This window comes from Pseudoblastomonas marina (assembly GCF_014641655.1).
GTDB classification, from domain to species: domain Bacteria; phylum Pseudomonadota; class Alphaproteobacteria; order Sphingomonadales; family Sphingomonadaceae; genus Alteriqipengyuania_A; species Alteriqipengyuania_A marina.
The window spans coordinates 238343-256371 of the sequence record NZ_BMID01000001.1; the positions used below are offsets into that span (position 1 = coordinate 238343).

Here is an 18029-nt window from a genome sequence, read left to right on the forward strand (position 1 = left end):
GGACGAAAGCGGCCTCAAACGTCGAGATTCGCGACGTTCAACGCATTGCGCTGGATGAACTCGCGGCGAGGCTCGACGACATCGCCCATCAGGCGGGTGAAGATCTCGTCGGTCACGTCGGCATCCTCGACCTTGACCTGCAGCAATTCGCGATTGTCGGGATCGAGCGTGGTCTCCCACAATTGCTCGGCATTCATCTCGCCGAGGCCCTTGTAGCGCTGCACCGACAGTCCCTTGCGCCCGGCCGCGAGTACCGCGTCGAGCAGCTGCGTCGGCGTCGTGATCGCGCCGTCGGCGGCCACGATCGAGGCCTCGGCATCGGTTTCCTGCGCTTCTTCGGTTTCGACCACCTCGCCGGTGTCGCCCTTCACGAATTGCGAGGGGTGTTCATAGGCATCGGCGTGCAGGGCGGCGATGGTGTGGAGCTTGCGCGCCTCGGCGCTGTCGAGGAACTTGGCCTCGATCTCGTGCGCGTCGGTCACCCCGCGCCAGACACGTTCGAACATCACCGCGCCGTCGGAGCGGATATGGGTCGACCATCTGGCTTCGGTGTCGCCCGCCTGGAGCCGCTCGGCGGCATCCGTCAGGCGCTGCTGGCGTTCTTCGGGCGAGGCCGCCGGATCGAGCGCGCCGGTCAGCGCCATCTGCTCGATCAATCCTTCGTCGTACTTGCGCGGCACGAAGGCGAGCAGGTTGCGCATCCGCAGCGCGTGCTCGACGAGAGCGCGCAGGTCGTCGCCCGCGCGCGTCCCGCCGCGGGTTTCGAGCACGCGGCCCGACAGTCCGCCGTCGACGAGGTAACGATCGAGCGCGGCCTGGTCCTTCAGGTAAACCTCGCTCTTGCCCTTGGCGACCTTGTAGAGCGGCGGCTGGGCAATGAAGAGATGTCCGGCCTTGATGATCTCGGGCATCTGGCGGTGGAAGAAGGTCAGCAGCAGCGTGCGGATATGCGCGCCGTCGACGTCGGCGTCGGTCATGATCACGATCTTGTGATAGCGCAGCTTGCCGAGGTCGAACTCGTCGCGCAGGCCGGTGCCCATCGCCTGGATCAGCGTGCCGACTTCCTTCGACGAAATGATCCGGTCGAAGCGCGCGCGCTCGACGTTGAGGATCTTGCCCTTCAGCGGGAGGATCGCCTGGATCTTGCGGTCGCGGCCCTGCTTGGCCGATCCGCCGGCCGAGTCACCCTCGACCAGGAACAGTTCGCACGCCGCCGGGTCGCGGTTCTGGCAATCGGCCAGCTTGCCCGGCAGCGAGGCGACGCTCATCGCGCCCTTGCGGCTCATTTCGCGGGCCCTGCGCGCGGCCTCGCGCGCGGCGGCGGCATCGATGATCTTCTGGACGATCGCCTTGGCATCGTTGGGGTTTTCCTCGAGCCACTCGGTCATCTTCTCGCCCATCAGCGATTCGAGCGGCGAGCGGACCTCGGAGGAGACCAACTTGTCCTTGGTCTGCGAAGAGAACTTCGGATCTGGCAGCTTGACGGAAACGATCGCGGTGAGTCCTTCGCGCATGTCCTCGCCCGAGAGCGAGACCTTGCCCTTCTTGAGCAGCCCCGAGCGGTCGGCATAGCCATTGAGCGTCCGCGTCAGCGCCGAGCGGAAGGCCGCGAGATGCGTGCCCCCGTCGCGCTGCGGGATGTTGTTGGTGAAGCACAGGACGTTTTCGTAATAGGAGTCGTTCCACTCGAGCGCGACGTCGATGCCGATCCCGTCCTTGTTCGCCGAAACCGAGATCGGCTCCGCGACGAGCGCCTGCTTGTTGCGGTCGAGATATTTGACGAAGGCCGCGATCCCGCCCTCGTAGAACAGGTCGTGTTCGAGCGGCTCTTCGTGGCGATTGTCGCGCAACAGGATGCGCACGCCCGAATTGAGGAAGGCGAGCTCGCGGTAGCGGTGCTCGAGCTTGTCGAAATCGAACTCGGTGACGTTCTTGAAGGTCTCGGTCGACGGCATGAAGGTCACCCGGGTGCCCTTCTTGAGGCCGTTCTCGTCGCCGTTGGACGAGACCGGCGGCGCATCGCCACGCACTTCGAGGCTGGCGACCGCGTCGCCGTGCTCGAACCGCATCCAGTGTTCCTTGCCATCGCGCCAGATCACCAGCTCGAGCCATTCGCTCAGCGCGTTGACAACCGAGACGCCGACCCCGTGGAGGCCGCCCGAGACCTTGTAGGCGTTGTCGTCCGATGTGTTCTCGAACTTACCGCCGGCGTGCAGCTGGGTCATGATGACCTCGGCCGCCGACACGCCTTCTTCCTTGTGCATGTCGACCGGAATGCCGCGACCATTGTCTTCGACCGAAACCGAACCGTCGGCGTTCAATTCGATCAAGACGAGGTCGCAATGCCCCGCCAGCGCCTCGTCGATCGCGTTGTCGGAGACCTCGAACACCATGTGGTGGAGGCCCGATCCGTCGTCGGTATCGCCGATATACATGCCGGGCCGCTTGCGCACAGCGTCCAAGCCCTTGAGAACCTTGATGGAATCCGCGCCGTATTCGCCCATTCGGGGCCCCTCGGCCGCGCCGTTTTCCTGAATATCTGTCATGGACACCATATAGGGAGCCAGGGGAACGATAGGAAGCGCAGCCCATTGAAATCCACAGGGCGGGAAAACCGTCCTGGCCGAATTTCGAGGACCGCACATGATTTCATCATTGTCAGGCGGGGCTCACCGCCTTTTCTCCATCGTCCTGCCATCCTTCGCCCTGTCGCTGGGAGCGTGTTCGATTCCGCGCGATCCATCCGGGACCATGGATCGGGTGGAACAGAGCGGGACCTTGCGCCTCGGCGTGATCGAAGGCGCGGAAATGAACGAGGCCAGCCGCCGGACGCTCGCGCGGGTGCTGGATCGCACCGGGTCCCGGCCCGAAACCCAGCGCGGCGACAGCGAAGTCGTCCTTGCCCGTCTGAAGAAGGGCGAGATCGACCTCGTTTATGGCGAGCTCGCGATGGATTCTCCATGGAGCCGCGAGGTCGCCTTCAGCGCGCCACAGGGATTGCTTGCCAAGGCGCCGAAAAGTGAACCGGTTCCCCGGTTTGCCGTGATGAACGGTGAAAACGGCTGGCTGATGCTGGTATCGGAGGCGAGCAAATGAGCGAGATTCCCTCGGCCATCAAACAGGATTTCCGCAACGCCAAGAAGCTCGAATGGTGGACGCTGGGCTGGATGGGCTCGGTGGTGGTGGTGATGTATTTCACCATGGGCGCCAGCCAGGCAATGAAGACCGCGCTGTTCGAGGACGTCCTCAGCCTGGTTCCGGCGATGACCTTCCTGGTTTCCGCCCATCTCGAGCCACGCGCACCGACCGAGAAGTTTCCCTACGGCTTCCTCCGGGCGAATTCGCTGGCCTTCCTCGGCTCGTCGGTGGTGCTGACCTTCCTCGGGCTCTTTCTGGCCTATACCAACGGCATGGGCCTGATGAAGGGCGAGCATCCGACGGTCGGACCGGTGACGATGTTCGGCGAGACGATCTGGCTCGGCTGGCTGATGATCGCGGCGCTGGTCTATTCGGTGGTGCCGCCGGTCATTCTCGGCCGGCTCAAGCAGCCGATCGCGCAGCGTATTTCGGACAAGGTGCTGTACACCGATTCGCTCATGCAGAAGGCCGACTGGCAGACCGGGCTGGCGGGGATCGCCGGCATCGTCGGCATCGGACTGGGCCTGTGGTGGGCCGACAGCCTCGCGGCGTTGCTGATTTCCATTTCGATCGTGAAGGACGGCATCACCGCCACCAGGAGCGCATCGGCCGAGCTGCTCGACGGTGCCCCGCGACGGCTCGAAGGCAGCGGCGTTTCGGAGGAAGCCGTCCGGTTGCAGGATCGGCTGCAGCAGCGATGGCCGGAAGGCCGGATCCGATTGCGCGAATCAGGCCGCTATATCCTCGCTTCGGTCGACGGGATCGAGACCCCGGGAGAAATTCCTCGGGCCGAAGAGCTGATGGACCCGGGCCGTAGCTGGCGGCTGGGGCGATTGTCCTTCACCCCTCACGGCAAGGAAGATCCGGCCCACCACCGGTAGGACGCCGTCACGGCGCGCCGATGCCGCCTCAGCGAGGCTGGCCGAAGGCAGGCCGGAAATGCACCGCGCCGCCCCAGATCGTCGCGTGGAACAGGTCGGCGATCTGTGCGCGAGTCGCGGCGTCGAACTGCGTGGCGTGGCATTGGGTGGCCGCGCGGGCGGCGGCGAGGTCTTCGTCCGCATAGCGATAGGCGATGGTCAGCAGGGCCGGCGCGGTCACCGCCCAGTCCTGCATCTGCGGGAGTGGGGGCAGCGTACCCTTGCGGATACCCGGATAAAACAGGCTCGGGCGATCATCGTCGATCGCCTGCACCACCTGCGTCACCAGCGCGCTGACCATGCGATGATCGCCATGGCCGTACCCGCCGTCGGGGCCGAAGGTGACGACGATATCGGGCTGCTCTTCGGCAATGATGGCGGCGAGGTCGGCAGTGAGACGTCGCGCCGGGCTGTCGGGCGCGCGCGGAGTCGCGGCGAGCGTGCCGTCGCCGTGACCCAGGAACACCGGTTCTCGAAGGCCGAGCGCTTCAGCCGAGCAGCGCGCCTCGTCCCGCCGCGCCGCGGCGAGGGCGTCGCCGCGTTCGAACCCCGAGACGCCCGGCCCTTGGTCGCCGCTCGTCGCGAGCACCAGCGTGACCTCGTCGCCCTCGCGTGCGGCGCGGGCCAGCGCGGGGGCGACGAACAATTCGTCGTCGGGATGCGCGAAGATCGCGAGCGCCTTGCGCGGATCGTCCCGTTCTTCCTGTTGGGCCATGCCGAACAGGGGCGTGGCAACGAGCGCAACGAACAAGGCGAGGCGTTTCTTCATCGGGTTCTCCTTTGCGAGCGGACCCTACGGCATGGCGGGCACGCGACCAATTGGCGATTGCAATTGCCGCCACAAATGTCATGCCGCCGCGCATGCTTTCGGTGCTCGACATCTTCCGGATCGGGATCGGTCCGTCCTCCTCGCACACGGTCGGTCCGATGCGGATCACGCGCAAGTTCGTGCGGCTACTCGCGCGCAGCAGGCGGCTCGATCGGGTGGCGCGGGTCGCCGTCGAGCTGCAGGGCTCGCTGGCGCTGACCGGCGTGGGACACGGCACCGTCGGCGCGACGATCCTCGGGCTGATGGGGCATCGCCCGGAAACGCTCGATCCCGATGCGGGCGAGGCAGCGCTGGCGAAGCTCGACGAGAGCGGGCGGCTGGCGCTCGACGGCAGCCGCGAGATCGCGTTCGAGCGCGCGCGCGATATCGATCTTGCGGGGCATGTCATTCCCGATCTCCACCCCAACGGCATGACCTTGCGCGCCTACGACGCGGCGGGCGAGCTCGTGCTCGAACGGACCTATTTCTCGACCGGGGGCGGCTTCGTCGCGAGCGAGAAGCAGCTGCGCAACCCGCCCAAGAACGACCGCGTCCAGAGCGCCTCGACGCCTTACGAATTCACCTCGGCAGCTGACCTGCTGGCGCTGTGCGAGCGCGAAGGTGCCGCGATCTGCGAGATCGTGCTCGCCAACGAGGATGCGCGCCGCCCGCGCGAGCAGACGCTCGCCGGGCTCGACCTCATTTTCGAGGCGATGGACGACTGCATCGATCGCGGTCTCGAAAAGCGCGGCGTGCTGCCCGGCGGCTTGAAGGTCCAGCGACGCGCCCCCGACATGTGGGACAAGCTTTCCGCCAACCCGCAATCGAACGAGCGCGAGCAATTGTTCGACTGGCTCAATTGCTACGCGATGGCGGTGAACGAGGAGAACGCCGCGGGCGGCCGCGTGGTCACCGCCCCCACCAACGGCGCGGCGGGCATCATTCCTGCGGTGATCCGCTTCTATTGTCGCGATGCCGAGGAGAAGGCGTGCCGCGACAGCCGCCGCAAGTTCCTGCTTACCGCGGGCGCGATCGGCCTGCTCTACAAGCAGCGCGCCTCGATCTCGGGTGCCGAAATGGGGTGCCAGGGCGAAGTCGGCGTGGCCTGTTCGATGGCGGCGGGTGGGCTCGCGGCGCTGTGGGGCGGGACCCCGGTGCAGGTCGCCAGCGCGGCGGAGATCGGGATGGAGCACAATCTCGGCCTGACCTGCGATCCGGTCGGCGGGCTGGTGCAGGTCCCGTGCATCGAACGCAACGCGATCGGCGCGGTCAAGGCGGTCAATGCGGCGCGCCTCGCGCTCCATCGGACCGGCGCGGAAAGCTGCGTCAGCCTCGACCAGGTGATCGAGACGATGCGCCAGACCGGGCTCGACATGAGCACCAAGTACAAGGAAACGAGCCAGGGCGGGCTCGCGGTCAACGTCATCGAATGCTGACGCTTTCCCCGTCCGGGGCGCGATCCTGCGATGTGGGGAAAGGGTCGCGGCCGTCCGGTACCTGGGGGGAAGGGGGGAGGGGACGGTTGCCGAACGGCCGCTTGGAGTGACCGCCAAATGGTTCAGTCCGGTGCAACTCTCAAGCGCAATAACTGCGCTATGGGTTGCGCAAAATGCAACATTTGACGCGAATGCTCGGGCTCGCGTCGCGCGCGGCTGGACAGGACCGCGTAGGGCGCTTTAACGGGGCCCATGCAGCCAGACCATCTCCCCGATTCCATCCTCATCGTCGATTTCGGCAGCCAGGTGACCCAGCTGATCGCGCGCCGCGTGCGCGAGGCCGGGGTCTATTCCGAGATCGCGCCCTTCAGCCAGGCGGAGGAGGCGTTCCATCGTCTCAAGCCCAAGGGCATCATCCTGTCGGGTTCTCCCGCCGGGGTGCCCGAGGAAGGTTCGCCGCGCGCGCCCGAGATGCTGTTCGAAGCCGGCCTGCCGATCCTCGGCATCTGTTACGGCCAGCAGGTCATGACGCACCAGCTCGGCGGCGAAGTGCGGCCCGGCCACGAGACCGGCGAAGGCGGCGAGTTCGGTCGTGCTTTCCTCACCGTCACGAAAAGCTGCGCGCTGTTCGACGGGCTGTGGGAAGAGGGCGAGCGCCACCAGGTCTGGATGAGCCATGGCGACAAGGTCACCCGCTTCGCCGAAGGGTTCGAGATCGTTGCGGTATCCGACGGCGCGCCCTTCGCGGTCATCGCCGACGAGAAGCGCCGGTTCTACGGCACGCAGTTCCATCCCGAAGTCGTCCACACCCCCGACGGCGCGAAGCTGATCGCCAATTTCGCGCACAAGGTCTGCGGCCTCGCGGGCGACTGGACGATGGCCGAATATCGCGAGACCAAGATCCGCGAAATCCGCGACCAGGTCGGCGACGGCAAGGTGATCTGCGGCCTGTCGGGCGGGGTCGATAGCTCGGTCGCCGCGATCCTGATCCACGAGGCGATCGGCGAACAGCTCACCTGCGTATTCGTCGATCACGGCCTGCTGCGGCTGAACGAACGCGAACAGGTCGAGACGATGTTCCGCGATCACTACAACATCCCGCTGGTGGTGGTCGACGCCGAGGAACGCTTCATGGCTGGGCTCGCGGGCGAGACCGATCCCGAAAAGAAGCGCAAGTTCATCGGCAAAACCTTCATCGACGTGTTCGAGGAAGAGGCGAAGAAGATCGGCGGCGCCGATTTCCTCGCGCAGGGCACGCTCTATCCCGACGTGATCGAGAGCGTCTCTTTCACCGGCGGGCCGAGCGTCACGATCAAGTCGCACCACAATGTCGGCGGCCTGCCCGAGCGGATGAACATGCAGCTGGTCGAGCCGCTGCGCGAACTGTTCAAGGACGAAGTCCGCGAACTGGGCCGCGAACTCGGCCTGCCCGACATCTTCGTCGGCCGCCATCCCTTCCCCGGCCCCGGCCTCGCGATCCGTATCCCGGGCGAGGTCACCAAGGAACGCTGCGACATCCTGCGCAAGGCCGATGCGATCTATCTCGAGGAAATCCGCAATGCCGGCCTCTACGACGCGATCTGGCAGGCCTTCGCCGTGCTGCTCCCGGTCAAGACCGTCGGCGTGATGGGCGACGGCCGCACCTACGACAGCGTCTGCGGCCTGCGGGCCGTGACCAGCACCGACGGCATGACGGCGGACGTCTATCCCTTCGACGCGGGCTTCCTGACGCAGGTGGCGACGCGCATCGTCAACGAGGTGCAGGGCATCAACCGCGTGGTGTATGACTACACGTCGAAACCGCCGGGGACGATCGAGTGGGAGTGATTTGGAGCTACCGCTAGGTCCCGATCCGCGCACCGAAATCCTGCGCCGGCTGCAGCCGCTGCTGGTCCAGCGCTTCGGGCGGATCGAACGCGCGGCTGCGGCGTGGCGCGCGCCCGAATGGGTGCTGGTGCAGGGCGTGATCGGGGCGCGGACCAAGTCCGAGATTTCCAACGCGGCGACCGATCGGTTGCTCAAGCGCTATTGCAGCTGGGAGAAGGTCGCCGAGGCGCCACTCGAAGAGCTTCAGGTCGAGCTGGCGACGCAGACCTATCCCAATATGGCGGGCGAGCGATTGAAGGCGTGCCTGGTCGACCTGATCGCGAGGCGCGGTTCGGTCGACCTGTCGCATCTCGGGCCGATGGATACGGGTGAGGCGATGGCGTGGCTCGAGCAACTGCCCGGGATCGGGCGCAAGATCGCCGCCGGGGTGATGAACGCCTCGACGCTCGACCGCCCGGTGCTGGTGCTCGACAGCCATCACCGCCGCATCCTCCAGCGCATGGGGCTGGTCCCGGCCAAGGCCGACACCGCGCGCGCCTACGAAGCGATCATGCCCGCGATGCCGCCCGAATGGTCGGCGGCGGATTACGACGAACACCACCTGCTGATGAAGAAGGTCGGCCAGACCTGGTGCCGCCCGCGCAGCATGGATTGTTCAAACTGCGTCGCGCAGTCGCTGTGCGAGACGGGCGCAAGCGAAGCGGGACAGGGCTAGGCAGCGCCTGAGCGGCTGCTAAGGCTTCCGCCATGGCCGCCAGCAATCCCGCCGCACCGTCCGACAATGAGGGCGGCCCGTCCAACGCCAGACTGACACGCGGTTCGATCCGCGGCCATCTCGTGTCGCAGACCGCGCCGATGATCGTCGGGATCGCGGCAATCATGTCGATCGGGATCGTCGACGCCTATTTCATCGGCCAGCTCGGCGCTGCGCAGCTGGCGGCGGTCGCCTTCATCTTCCCGGTCACGCAGGCACTTTCCAGCCTCGGCGTGGGCGTGATGGCGGGGATCGCCTCGGTGGTGAGCCGCGCATTGGGCCGGGGCGGTGACGACCATGCGCGCGGGCTCGCCAATCTCGGATTCCTGCTTGCGGGCGGTGTGGGGGTAGTGCTGGCGATCACGCTCTACCTGCTGCGGCAACCGCTGTTCGAACTGTTGCAGGCGGAGGCCGACCTGCTGCCGCTGATCGACGCTTACATGGCCCCCTATGCGCTGGGCTTCTTCGCGCTGCCCTTCATGATGGGATTGAACGGCGCCTTGCGGGCGCAGGGTGCGGCCAAGCGCTCGATGGCGATCCTGATCACCATGGCGGTGACCAACTGGATCCTCGATCCGATCCTGATCACCGGCGCGTTCGGTTTCGAAGGGTTCGGGATCGCCGGGGCCGCCTATGCCACTCTCGCGAGCTGGGTGATCTCGGGGACGGTCGGCTTCGCGCTGCTGCAGACGACCGACATCCGCTTCGCTCCTTCTGCCATCAGGTATTGCATCGTGAAGCGCGACAGCAGGGCGCTTGGCCGCGTGGCCATCCCTTCGGCCTTTGCCAATTCGATCAACCCGGTCGGGCTATCGATCCTCACTGCGCTGCTCGCGAGCGCCGGGCAGGATGCGGTCGCGGGGTTCGGCGCGGCGGGCAGGCTGCAGTCCTTCGCGGTCGTGCCGCTGCTCGGCCTGTCGAGCTCGATCGGGGCGATCGTCGGGCAGAACTGGGGTGCGAGCCGGATCGAACGCGCGCGCTCGGCGCTGCTGCAGAGCTTCGCCTTCTCGCTGGTCTGGGGAATTGCCGTGGCGGGGCTGATCGTGGTTTTCCGCACCGAGCTCGCCGCATTGTTTACGGACGACGCCGCGGTGAAGGACAGTTTCGAGCGCTACGTCTCGATCGCCGCTTGGGGCTATGCCGGCTTCGGCATGTTCATCGTCGGGAATGGCGCGCTCAATGCGATCGACCATGCCGGCTGGGCGCTGGGCCAGTCGATCGTCCGCGTCGCGCTGTTCATGATCCCGGTCGCGTGGCTGTTGCGCGAGGCTTGGGGGGAGGACGCGATCTACGCGGCCGAGCTTTCGGCCAATGTGCTCGGCGGAGCGTTGGCGGTCGTCGTGGCGCTGTGGTTCGTAAATTCCCGCCGCGCGGGCGCTACCAGCTGAAGCCCGCGGCGACCGCGCGCTTCTCGGCCGCGGTCGAGCGGCGCCCGAGCACCTCGTTGCGATGCGGAAAGCGCCCGAATCGCGCGATCATGCGGTGATGGCTGCGGGCGTAACCCTGCGACGAACCCAGCTTGGTGAATTTGGCGAGGCTCAGCCGCTGGAGGAGGATGTCCTCGGCGTGCATCAGCGGCATGTAGAGGAACTGGCGCTGATCGCGGGTGAGCGGCATGTCCCATCCGCGCGCGATCGCGCGCAGCGTAATCGCCTGCGCCAAACCGTCGCTGGCGAATGCGCGCGGATCGTCGCGGAACAGGTTGCGCGGCATCTGGTCGAACAGCAGCACCGCACCGAGCGCATCGCGCGGCGAACCGAGGAAGCTCTCGACGGGTTGCTGGTGCAGTGCATGCCAATAGCGGGCGAAGCGGGCCTCGATCAGCGTATCGACCGCCTTGCCGCCGCGATACCAGTCGCGCGGGGTCAGTTCGTGGAACCAGAAATAAAGGAGCTGCGCCGCCCAGGGCCTGAGGGCGTTGGTCACGGCGTGGCGGTCACTGGGCCAAGGTCGTCATCGAGGCGCAGCCGTCGCGATCAGGCGTCGTCCTTGTCGGCGCGTTCGTAGGGCACGAATTCCTCGAGCGAGACGATCCCGGTGAAGAACATGCCTGTGCGCGAATAGGTTTCGAGCGTTTCGCGTTCGCACAGGCGCGTATCGCCCGAATAGCGACGGATCACGAGGATATCGTCGTCGTCGAGCGCTTCGGGATTGGTCGTGCGGTTGAAATAGACCCGGTTGCCGGTGCGCACGATGATACCTTCGCCATCGACGATGGTGATGCGGGCGCTCGGGAAGGTGCGGACGCAGCGCTCGGCCTCTCCGGCTTCGCGGCCGTCGAGCATGCGCGCGAGCTGTTTTTCGCCGCGGGTCATATCCTCGTCGTCCTGCGCGACGGCAGGGGCAGCCAGCAGCCCGAGGGCGGCGACGGGGGCGAGCGTGGAAATGATGCGGCGCATGGGTTCTCTCCGACTGTTCACTGGAACAACGCGCAAGCTAGCACGAATATCCTGAACCGTCGCTGAGTCCGCCTTTCCTCAGGCGACGGTGGCGTCGGAGGGCGGCGGCAGGTCTCCCGCGCCGGCTTCGGACAGTCCGCGCGCGGCAGGCGTTCCTTCGAGCACGAAGCGGCGGTCGCAATAACCGCAATCGACGAAGCCGCGCTCGTCGATCTGCATGTAGACTCGCGGATGGCCCAGCGCGACCGGCTTAACACCCTTGGGCGCGCGAATATGGTCCGACCCGTCACACCACACGCTGCGGGTGTCGACCAGCACGGTTTCGGGGACGAGATCGCTGCGGGCGGGGGCGTCGGGTACCTGGCTCATGGAGGCGCTCTAGCAACGGTGCGCGCGGCGGAAAAGTCCTATTGGTGTTGCGCGCCCCCGCCTGCATCGGGCATGGGCGCATCCGTGACCGACAATGCCGCCATCTCGATCCGCGATCTCGCCAAGACCTATCCGGCCAGCGGCAATGCGCCGCCCAAGGAAGCGCTCAAGGGCGTGAGTTTCGACGTGCCGCAGGGCGGCGTGTTCGGGCTGCTCGGCCCCAATGGCGCAGGCAAGTCGACCCTGATCAACATCCTCGCCGGGCTGGTGTCGAAGACATCGGGCAGCGCCGAGATCTGGGGTTTCGATATCGATGAGCATCGCCGCAATGCGAAGGCGAGCATCGGGATCGTCCCGCAGGAGATCGTGTTCGATCCTTTCTTCACCCCGTTCGAGGTGCTCGAGATACAGGCCGGGCTCTACGGCGTGCCGCCCGAGAAGCGCCGCTCGATGGAAATCCTCGAACAGCTCCGCCTCGCCGACAAGCGCGACGCCTACGCGCGCACGCTGTCGGGCGGGATGAAGCGCCGCCTGCTGATCGGCAAGGCGATGGTGCATTCGCCGCCGATCCTCGTACTTGACGAGCCCACTGCGGGCGTCGATGTCGAGCTTCGCCGCCAGCTATGGGAACTGGTCACCGGGCTCAACGAACAGGGCGTCACGGTGGTGCTGACCACGCACTATCTCGAGGAAGCCGAGCAATTGTGCGACCGGATCGCGATCATCAACCACGGCGAACTGATCGCCAACAAGCCGACCCGCGAGCTGATCGACATGGCGCGCGAGAAGATCGTCCGCGTCTCGGTCGACAAGGACCTCGCCGGCCCGCCGATGGAAGAGGTCTTCACCAAGAGCGAGGCGGTGGGCGACCGCGTGCTCGAGGTGACCTATGATCGCGACAGGGCGACCGCGGGACAGGTGCTCGCGCTAATCCAGCAGCACGGCTACGCGATCGAGGACGTGACCACGCGCGAGGCAGATCTCGAGGACGTGTTCGTCCAGCTGACCGAAAGCGCCTGAAGCCGATCAGGACGACCGCCGGTCGCTCAGACCGGTTCGGACTGGTCCTGCTGTTCCAGAATCTTGCGCCATTCGCCGTGCATCCTGCGCCAGATCGGCGCGCCGCAAGCGGCGCAGGTGCCGGTCAGGCGGCGGCCCTCCGAATGCACCCGGTTTCGCACCGGAGTATGGCGATCCAGAAGGCATCGGACACGCTGAATAATCATGGCTTACCCCGCTTAGCCAAAGCGACGCCGCCTCCTGACCCGAATAAGGAGAATGCGCCGTTAATTAAGGCGATACACCATGATAGCACGGGAATCGGTGCCTGGGGGAAAATTGCCCCAAATCCTGGCATGCTGCAGCGCAACATATTCAAAATCTGCGGAAAAAATTTCGCGCCCTAATGAAATTCCGCAATTTAATGTCGCGTGATTATTGCTGTTTTATAGAAATGTGATGCGAATCGGCTGCCAGCCGCAATCGGATTTTCGCCAAGCGGGGCCATCCCCGATCGCCTATCGGCACGGTTCCATCGCCAGCCGCGCGACACCATCGCGCGAGAGCTCGATCAGCCAGTTCTCGGCGCGCGAGGTGATCCAGATCGTCCAGCCGAAATCGAGCAGCACGTCGAGATTTGCGATGGCGTCGCGCGCCTTGATGGACAGGTTGGTTTCGAAACCCGCGTCGTAGCTGAAGCGGATTTCCGTTTCCGGTCCGGTCGCGCGTGCGATCATCCGCGCGATTACCCGCTGGCGAAGCACGCGTTGCTTCGATCCGTCGGGGTCCTCGCGGTCGGTCGTGCCGCACCATTCATCTTCGACCCGCCCGGTGCTGTCGGGCCACCACAGCCCGTTGCCCGCCACGCGGATATAGTCTGGGGTCCAGATTCCGTCGAAACGAGGTTCGTGCGGCACGCCGCGTTCGATCAGACGCGGGATGATCGTGCCCTCGACCTGGCGCTCGAGCCGCTCGTGCAGCGCGACGCGCTTTGCTTCCAACTGCTTGCGACGTTCGGGATCCACTGGCCCACTCCTTCAATCCGCTTGCACACCGGGGGGCGGGCGTGTTCAAGCGAATTATGAATGCGCGACACGAAAAGTACGACGTCATCATCATCGGGTCGGGAGCGGCGGGGCTGACCGCGGCGCTCGAACTGGGGCAGAGCCGCAAGGTGCTCGTCCTCGCCAAGGGCTCGCTCACCGGCGGATCGACCGCCTGGGCACAGGGCGGGATCGCGGCGGTGCTCGATGCCGGCGACACGTTCGAGAACCATATCCGCGACACGATGATCGCCGGCGCTGGGCTCAATGATCGTGAGACGGTCGAATTCGTGATCGAGGGCGCGCCCAAGGCGATCGACCGGCTGTGCGAGCTCGGCGTCCCGTTCAACCGCGAAAGCGGCGACCTCCATCTCACCCGCGAGGGCGGCCATTCGCACCGCCGCATCGTCCATGTGAACGACGCGACCGGCTGGGCGGTGCAGGAGGCCCTGCTCAACGCCGCCAACGCCAATCCCAACATCACCCTGCTGCCGGGCCGCTCCTGCATCGACTTCATCACCGGGCGCCATGCCGAGCCTTACTCTGGATCGGGCCATGTCTGGGGCGTCTACGCGCTCGACGAGGAAAGCGGCCGGGTCGAGGCGCATTTCGCCAAGGCCACCGTGCTCGCCGCAGGGGGCGCGGGGCGGGTCTACCAGTTCAGCACGGCGCCGCGCGGTGCCACCGGAGACGGGATCGCGATGGGCTGGCGTGCCGGTGCGCGCGTCTCAAACATGGAGATGATGCAGTTCCACCCGACCTGCCTCTACAACCTCGAGGTCAAGAACTTCCTTATCACCGAGGCCGTGCGCGGCGAGGGCGGACACCTGATCAACCCGCGCACCGGCAAGCGCTTCATGGAATATTACGACGAGCGACTGGAGCTCGCCCCGCGCGATATCGTCGCTCGCGCGATCGATGCCGAGATCAAGCGCTTCGGGCTCGATTTCGTCCATCTCGACATCAGCCACAAGCCGCCCGAATTCGTGCGCGAGCATTTCCCGACGATCTACGACAAGCTGATCGGGCTGGGGATCGACATGACCACGCAGCCGATTCCGGTGGTGCCGGCGCAGCACTATACCTGCGGCGGGGTGGTGATCGACCTTGCCGGGCGCACCGACCTGCCCGGCCTGTGGGCGGCGGGCGAGGTGACCGAGAGCGGGCTCCACGGTGCCAACCGCCTCGCTTCCAACTCGCTGCTCGAATGCTTCGTCTTCGGCGAGGCCGCGGCGAAGGACATCTGCCAGCGCTGGGACGAACTGCCCGATCCGCCCGCGATCCGCGAATGGGACGAGAGCCGGGTGACCGATTCCGACGAGGAGGTCGTGATCAAGCAGAACTGGACCGAGATCCGCCGCTTCATGTGGAACTATGTCGGGATCGTGCGCACCACCAAAAGGCTGGAACGCGCCGCCAACCGCATCCAGTTGTTGAAGGCCGAGGTCGAGGACTATTACGGCTCGTTCCGCGTCACCACCGATCTCGTCGAATTGCGCAACCTGCTCCAGGCCGCCGATTTGATCGTGCGCAGTGCGCTGAAGCGGCATGAAAGCCGCGGGCTGCACTACACGCTCGACTACCTCGAAACCGACGAGGTCCCGGTCGACACGGTGCTGGTGCCCTGAGGCAAGCCGTCCGTCGACTGCGATCGACATTCGTCCGAAATTTTCGAACGTTTGCAGGATCGCAATTGAAGCATTCTTGCGCGTCGCTTACGCCTGTAATCGGACGCGGCGGTGCTCCTTTCCCCCAGGCGCCGTCGTGTCCGGATCGACCATCGAAGCCACGCACGAGTAATTAGGGACTGTGCTCGGCCTGCTGGTCCGGAATGGCCGGTCATCCACACAATAAGAGGATGATCCAATGACCAAGACCTTCAAACTTCCCCTCGCCTTCATCGCCCTCGCCTGCACCCTGCCGGTGGCGGCACCCGCGCTCGCGCAGGACGGTGTCCTCGTCGTGTCGCAATCGGCGCTGCAGCAGTGGCAGAACGACCGGACCAAGGAACTCGACCGGCTGCTGCAGTCGGATCGCGATCCCTTCGGCCGTCCGCTGTCCGGCATCGTCCAGGTCAGCTTCACGCTCGACGAGGACGGCCGGCCGACCGGGCTCGAGACCGTCCACAATTCGGCCGGTGTCGCGTCGCAACGGATCGCGCGCTGGGCGGTGAGCCAGCTGCGCGATCTCGACAGCGTCCCGCTGGCGTCCGCCGACGGCGTGCGCTTCCAGGCGAATATCATCTTCGCCGCCAACGAGCGTGAGCGCGATGCCTTCGCCGCCGAACTGGCCGCGATGGAAAGCGCGCGTCTCGCGACTGCCGAAACGGGCACGGTGATCGCGATCGGCTGAGTCGATCGCGTCCGCCCAAGGTGACCGCCGCCCTCCCGGATACGGGGTGGGCGGCGGTCCTTATCGCCGGGGCTTGCGAAGCCGGGCGCGCTGGGACAAGCTCGCCCAGATTTTGACGCGCCGCGCCGAGGGGGAATGCATGCCGCAGATCGAAGCCAACGGGATCAAGCTCGAATATGACGAGAACGGCGCGAAGGACGCGCCGCCGATCCTGTTGATCCACGGGCTCGGCGCGCAGATGACGCTTTGGCCCGACGAACTGATCGATGCGCTGGTCGCGCGCGGCTTCCGCGTCATCCGCTTCGACAATCGCGATATCGGCCTGTCGCAGAAGATGGACGGCGCGAAGGCCCCGGGCATCCTCAAGATGGTGATCTGGAACAAGCTGGGGCTCAGGATCAAGGCGCCATACACGCTCTCGGACATGGCGGCCGACGCGGTCGGGCTGCTCGATGCGCTGGGGATCGACCGGGCGCATGCGGTCGGCGCGTCGATGGGCGGGATGATCGCGCAGCGCGTCGCGCTCGAACATCCGGACCGGGTGCTCTCGCTCACCTCGATCATGTCGACCACCGGATCGAGCAAGGTCCCGCCGGCGAAGAAAGAAGCGATGCAGGTGCTCACCCAGCGGCCCAAGTCTTCGGACAAGGACACGGTGGTCGCGCATGGCGTGAAGATCCTGCGCACGATCGAGGGGCGCGGCTTCCCGCAGCCCGAACGGCGTTATCTCGAGCAGGCGACGGGCGATTTCGAACGCAGCTTCTATCCGCCGGGCATGCCGCGCCAGCTCGCCGCGATCATGGCCGATGGCGACCGGACTGAGGAGTTGGCGAAGGTCACCGCGCCGACGCTCGTGCTTCATGGCGAGGACGACCCACTGGTGCGCTGCGAAGGCGGGCACGCGACCGCCGCCTGTATTCCCGGCGCGCGGCTCAAGACCTATCCGGGCATGGGCCACGACTTCCCGCTCGAACTGATCGACGAGATCGCCGACGATATCGCGGAGCATGCCAGGGCGACCTAGGTCGAGACGCAGGATCGACCTTGGTTAATATCGACTTATGCGTGTGGGGAACCTTTCTTAACAGGACCTATTGCATGACAGACCGCAAGGATTGTGGCGGTGAGAGGGAACCCCATTGCGGATCTACAATGCAACCCGTTTTCTGTTTCCGCGCAGCTATCGCCTGCGTGTCTTCGCGATCTGTTTCGGTTCGGTCCACGTCCCGCTGATCACGTTCCTCGTCGTCCAGGGGCTGCGGGGCGAGTGGGAATGGTCGACCTTTGCCGCGTTGCTGATCGCCACGCTGGTGGGCACGATCGTTGCGGTGATCGGGCTGGCGGGCCTGCTCGCGCCGATCGAACTGGCGATGGCGCGGCTCGCGCAACTGCAGGCTGGCGAACCGGTCGACGAGTGCCCCGACGGCGGGGAGGACCTCGCCGGAGACCTGCTGCGTGCGACGGCCGGAGCGGCCCAATCCGCCAACCAGCGGATCGATCTCCTCAAGGGGGTCGCGTCGACCGACACGCTCACCGGCCTCGCCAATCGCCGCGGGTTCCTCGAATCGTTGCAGGCCAGCATGCGGCGTGGTGACAGGGGCACGCTTGCCCTGCTCGACGGCGATCGCTTCAAGCAGGTCAACGACCGGCTTGGCCATGGAGAAGGCGACAGGCTGCTCAAGACGATCGCGAACAAGATCCGCGACGGCATCCGCGAAACCGATATCGCCGCGCGCTGGGGCGGCGACGAATTCGTGATCTTCTTCGACGGGCTAGATCGCGAGGCCGCCGAAGCCGTCGTCACGCGTGTCCATGCCGCGGTGCTGCGTCGCCCGGCGGCCCTGCTCGATGGCGAGCCGGTCGCCTTCAGTGCCGGTTTCGCCGAGCTTTCGGGCCCCGGACGCGCTGCGCTCGACAAGGCGATGGCGCATGCCGATCGCGCGCTTTACGAGAACAAGGGGCGCCGGGTCAGCGTCTGATCTGG

Annotated in this window: 18 protein-coding genes; 11 read left to right on the top strand and 7 right to left on the bottom strand. The window is 65.9% G+C overall.

Annotated features, from left to right (window positions below; all coding sequences use genetic code 11):
* Positions 1-14 precede the first annotated feature (14 nt).
* Complete coding sequence (gene gyrB, locus IEW49_RS01095) at positions 15-2546, bottom strand: DNA topoisomerase (ATP-hydrolyzing) subunit B (protein ID WP_188640947.1); 2532 nt, start codon at positions 2544-2546, stop codon at positions 15-17.
* Between the two features lie 205 nt (positions 2547-2751).
* Here gyrB and IEW49_RS01100 point away from each other — a divergent pair, with 205 nt between their 5' ends.
* Both IEW49_RS01100 and IEW49_RS01105 read left to right on the top strand, forming a co-directional pair.
* Positions 2752-3096, top strand: a complete 345-nt coding sequence (locus tag IEW49_RS01100; protein ID WP_188640948.1) for a hypothetical protein — start codon at positions 2752-2754, stop codon at positions 3094-3096.
* Positions 3093-4019 carry a cation efflux transmembrane domain-containing protein gene (locus IEW49_RS01105; RefSeq protein ID WP_188640949.1) on the top strand — a complete coding sequence of 309 codons (927 nt, stop codon included), beginning with the start codon at positions 3093-3095 and terminating at the stop codon, positions 4017-4019. The genes IEW49_RS01100 and IEW49_RS01105 overlap by 4 nt, the downstream gene beginning before the upstream one ends.
* Before the next feature lie 28 nt (positions 4020-4047).
* Here the strand turns inward: IEW49_RS01105 and IEW49_RS01110 are convergent, their stop codons facing one another.
* Entirely contained in the window at positions 4048-4827 is a 780-nt protein-coding gene (locus IEW49_RS01110) for a PIG-L family deacetylase (RefSeq protein ID WP_188640950.1), read from the bottom strand.
* Positions 4828-4919: 92 nt separating this feature from the next.
* Between IEW49_RS01110 and IEW49_RS01115 the strand changes: the two genes are divergently transcribed.
* The 4 genes from IEW49_RS01115 (at position 4920) to IEW49_RS01130 (ending at position 10271) form a co-directional block, all read left to right on the top strand.
* Positions 4920-6302, top strand: a complete 1383-nt coding sequence (locus IEW49_RS01115; RefSeq protein ID WP_188640951.1) for an L-serine ammonia-lyase — start codon at positions 4920-4922, stop codon at positions 6300-6302.
* Between the two features lie 252 nt (positions 6303-6554).
* The gene (guaA, locus tag IEW49_RS01120; protein WP_188640952.1) at positions 6555-8129 is read left to right on the top strand and encodes a glutamine-hydrolyzing GMP synthase; all 1575 of its coding nucleotides are present in this window, start codon (positions 6555-6557) and stop codon (positions 8127-8129) included.
* A gap of 1 nt (position 8130) precedes the next feature.
* A complete protein-coding gene (locus IEW49_RS01125; protein ID WP_188640953.1) occupies positions 8131-8844 on the top strand; it encodes an endonuclease III domain-containing protein in 714 nt (237 codons plus the stop codon).
* Between the two features lie 32 nt (positions 8845-8876).
* Positions 8877-10271, top strand: a complete 1395-nt coding sequence (locus tag IEW49_RS01130; protein ID WP_188640954.1) for an MATE family efflux transporter — start codon at positions 8877-8879, stop codon at positions 10269-10271.
* Here IEW49_RS01130 and IEW49_RS01135 read toward each other — a convergent pair.
* The 3 genes from IEW49_RS01135 to IEW49_RS01145 all read right to left on the bottom strand — a co-directional run bounded on the left by IEW49_RS01135 (position 10261) and on the right by IEW49_RS01145 (position 11651).
* Positions 10261-10809 carry a DUF924 family protein gene (locus IEW49_RS01135; RefSeq protein ID WP_188640955.1) on the bottom strand — a complete coding sequence of 183 codons (549 nt, stop codon included), beginning with the start codon at positions 10807-10809 and terminating at the stop codon, positions 10261-10263. The two genes, IEW49_RS01130 and IEW49_RS01135, sit on opposite strands and share 11 nt — an antisense overlap.
* 50 nt (positions 10810-10859) lie before the next feature.
* On the bottom strand, positions 10860-11282 hold the full coding sequence (locus IEW49_RS13080; RefSeq protein WP_229658029.1) for a hypothetical protein: 423 nt from the start codon (positions 11280-11282) through the stop codon (positions 10860-10862).
* 78 nt (positions 11283-11360) lie between these two features.
* A complete protein-coding gene (locus tag IEW49_RS01145) occupies positions 11361-11651 on the bottom strand; it encodes a zinc-finger domain-containing protein (RefSeq protein WP_188640956.1) in 291 nt (96 codons plus the stop codon).
* 72 nt (positions 11652-11723) lie between these two features.
* Between IEW49_RS01145 and IEW49_RS01150 the strand changes: the two genes are divergently transcribed.
* A complete protein-coding gene (locus IEW49_RS01150) occupies positions 11724-12671 on the top strand; it encodes an ABC transporter ATP-binding protein (RefSeq protein ID WP_188640957.1) in 948 nt (315 codons plus the stop codon).
* 26 nt (positions 12672-12697) lie between these two features.
* Here the strand turns inward: IEW49_RS01150 and IEW49_RS13205 are convergent, their stop codons facing one another.
* A complete protein-coding gene (locus IEW49_RS13205; protein WP_268235610.1) occupies positions 12698-12820 on the bottom strand; it encodes a hypothetical protein in 123 nt (40 codons plus the stop codon).
* Positions 12821-13168: 348 nt separating this feature from the next.
* Positions 13169-13675: a hypothetical protein gene (locus IEW49_RS01155; protein WP_188640958.1), complete on the bottom strand. Its 507-nt coding sequence runs from the start codon at positions 13673-13675 to the stop codon at positions 13169-13171.
* Between the two features lie 56 nt (positions 13676-13731).
* Between IEW49_RS01155 and nadB the strand changes: the two genes are divergently transcribed.
* From nadB to IEW49_RS01175, 4 genes are all read left to right on the top strand, one after another.
* A complete protein-coding gene (gene nadB, locus IEW49_RS01160) occupies positions 13732-15321 on the top strand; it encodes an L-aspartate oxidase (RefSeq protein WP_188640959.1) in 1590 nt (529 codons plus the stop codon).
* Positions 15322-15559: 238 nt separating this feature from the next.
* A complete protein-coding gene (locus IEW49_RS01165) occupies positions 15560-16045 on the top strand; it encodes a hypothetical protein (RefSeq protein ID WP_188640960.1) in 486 nt (161 codons plus the stop codon).
* A gap of 139 nt (positions 16046-16184) precedes the next feature.
* On the top strand, positions 16185-17069 hold the full coding sequence (locus tag IEW49_RS01170; RefSeq protein ID WP_188640961.1) for an alpha/beta fold hydrolase: 885 nt from the start codon (positions 16185-16187) through the stop codon (positions 17067-17069).
* A gap of 115 nt (positions 17070-17184) precedes the next feature.
* Complete coding sequence (locus tag IEW49_RS01175; RefSeq protein ID WP_188640962.1) at positions 17185-18024, top strand: GGDEF domain-containing protein; 840 nt, start codon at positions 17185-17187, stop codon at positions 18022-18024.
* Positions 18025-18029: the final 5 nt, after the last annotated feature.

Coding starts and splice junctions, on each gene's coding strand:
- IEW49_RS01130 (WP_188640954.1), top strand. CDS start 8,877: ATGGCCGCCAGCAATCCCGCCGCACCGTCCGACAATGAGGGCGGCCCG.
- IEW49_RS01150 (WP_188640957.1), top strand. CDS start 11,724: ATGGGCGCATCCGTGACCGACAATGCCGCCATCTCGATCCGCGATCTC.
- nadB (WP_188640959.1), top strand. CDS start 13,732: ATGAATGCGCGACACGAAAAGTACGACGTCATCATCATCGGGTCGGGA.
- IEW49_RS01145 (WP_188640956.1), bottom strand. CDS start 11,651: ATGAGCCAGGTACCCGACGCCCCCGCCCGCAGCGATCTCGTCCCCGAA.
- IEW49_RS01105 (WP_188640949.1), top strand. CDS start 3,093: ATGAGCGAGATTCCCTCGGCCATCAAACAGGATTTCCGCAACGCCAAG.
- IEW49_RS01110 (WP_188640950.1), bottom strand. CDS start 4,827: ATGAAGAAACGCCTCGCCTTGTTCGTTGCGCTCGTTGCCACGCCCCTG.
- IEW49_RS01170 (WP_188640961.1), top strand. CDS start 16,185: ATGCCGCAGATCGAAGCCAACGGGATCAAGCTCGAATATGACGAGAAC.
- IEW49_RS13080 (WP_229658029.1), bottom strand. CDS start 11,282: ATGCGCCGCATCATTTCCACGCTCGCCCCCGTCGCCGCCCTCGGGCTG.
- gyrB (WP_188640947.1), bottom strand. CDS start 2,546: ATGACAGATATTCAGGAAAACGGCGCGGCCGAGGGGCCCCGAATGGGC.
- IEW49_RS01115 (WP_188640951.1), top strand. CDS start 4,920: ATGCTTTCGGTGCTCGACATCTTCCGGATCGGGATCGGTCCGTCCTCC.
- IEW49_RS01100 (WP_188640948.1), top strand. CDS start 2,752: ATGGATCGGGTGGAACAGAGCGGGACCTTGCGCCTCGGCGTGATCGAA.
- guaA (WP_188640952.1), top strand. CDS start 6,555: ATGCAGCCAGACCATCTCCCCGATTCCATCCTCATCGTCGATTTCGGC.
- IEW49_RS01165 (WP_188640960.1), top strand. CDS start 15,560: ATGACCAAGACCTTCAAACTTCCCCTCGCCTTCATCGCCCTCGCCTGC.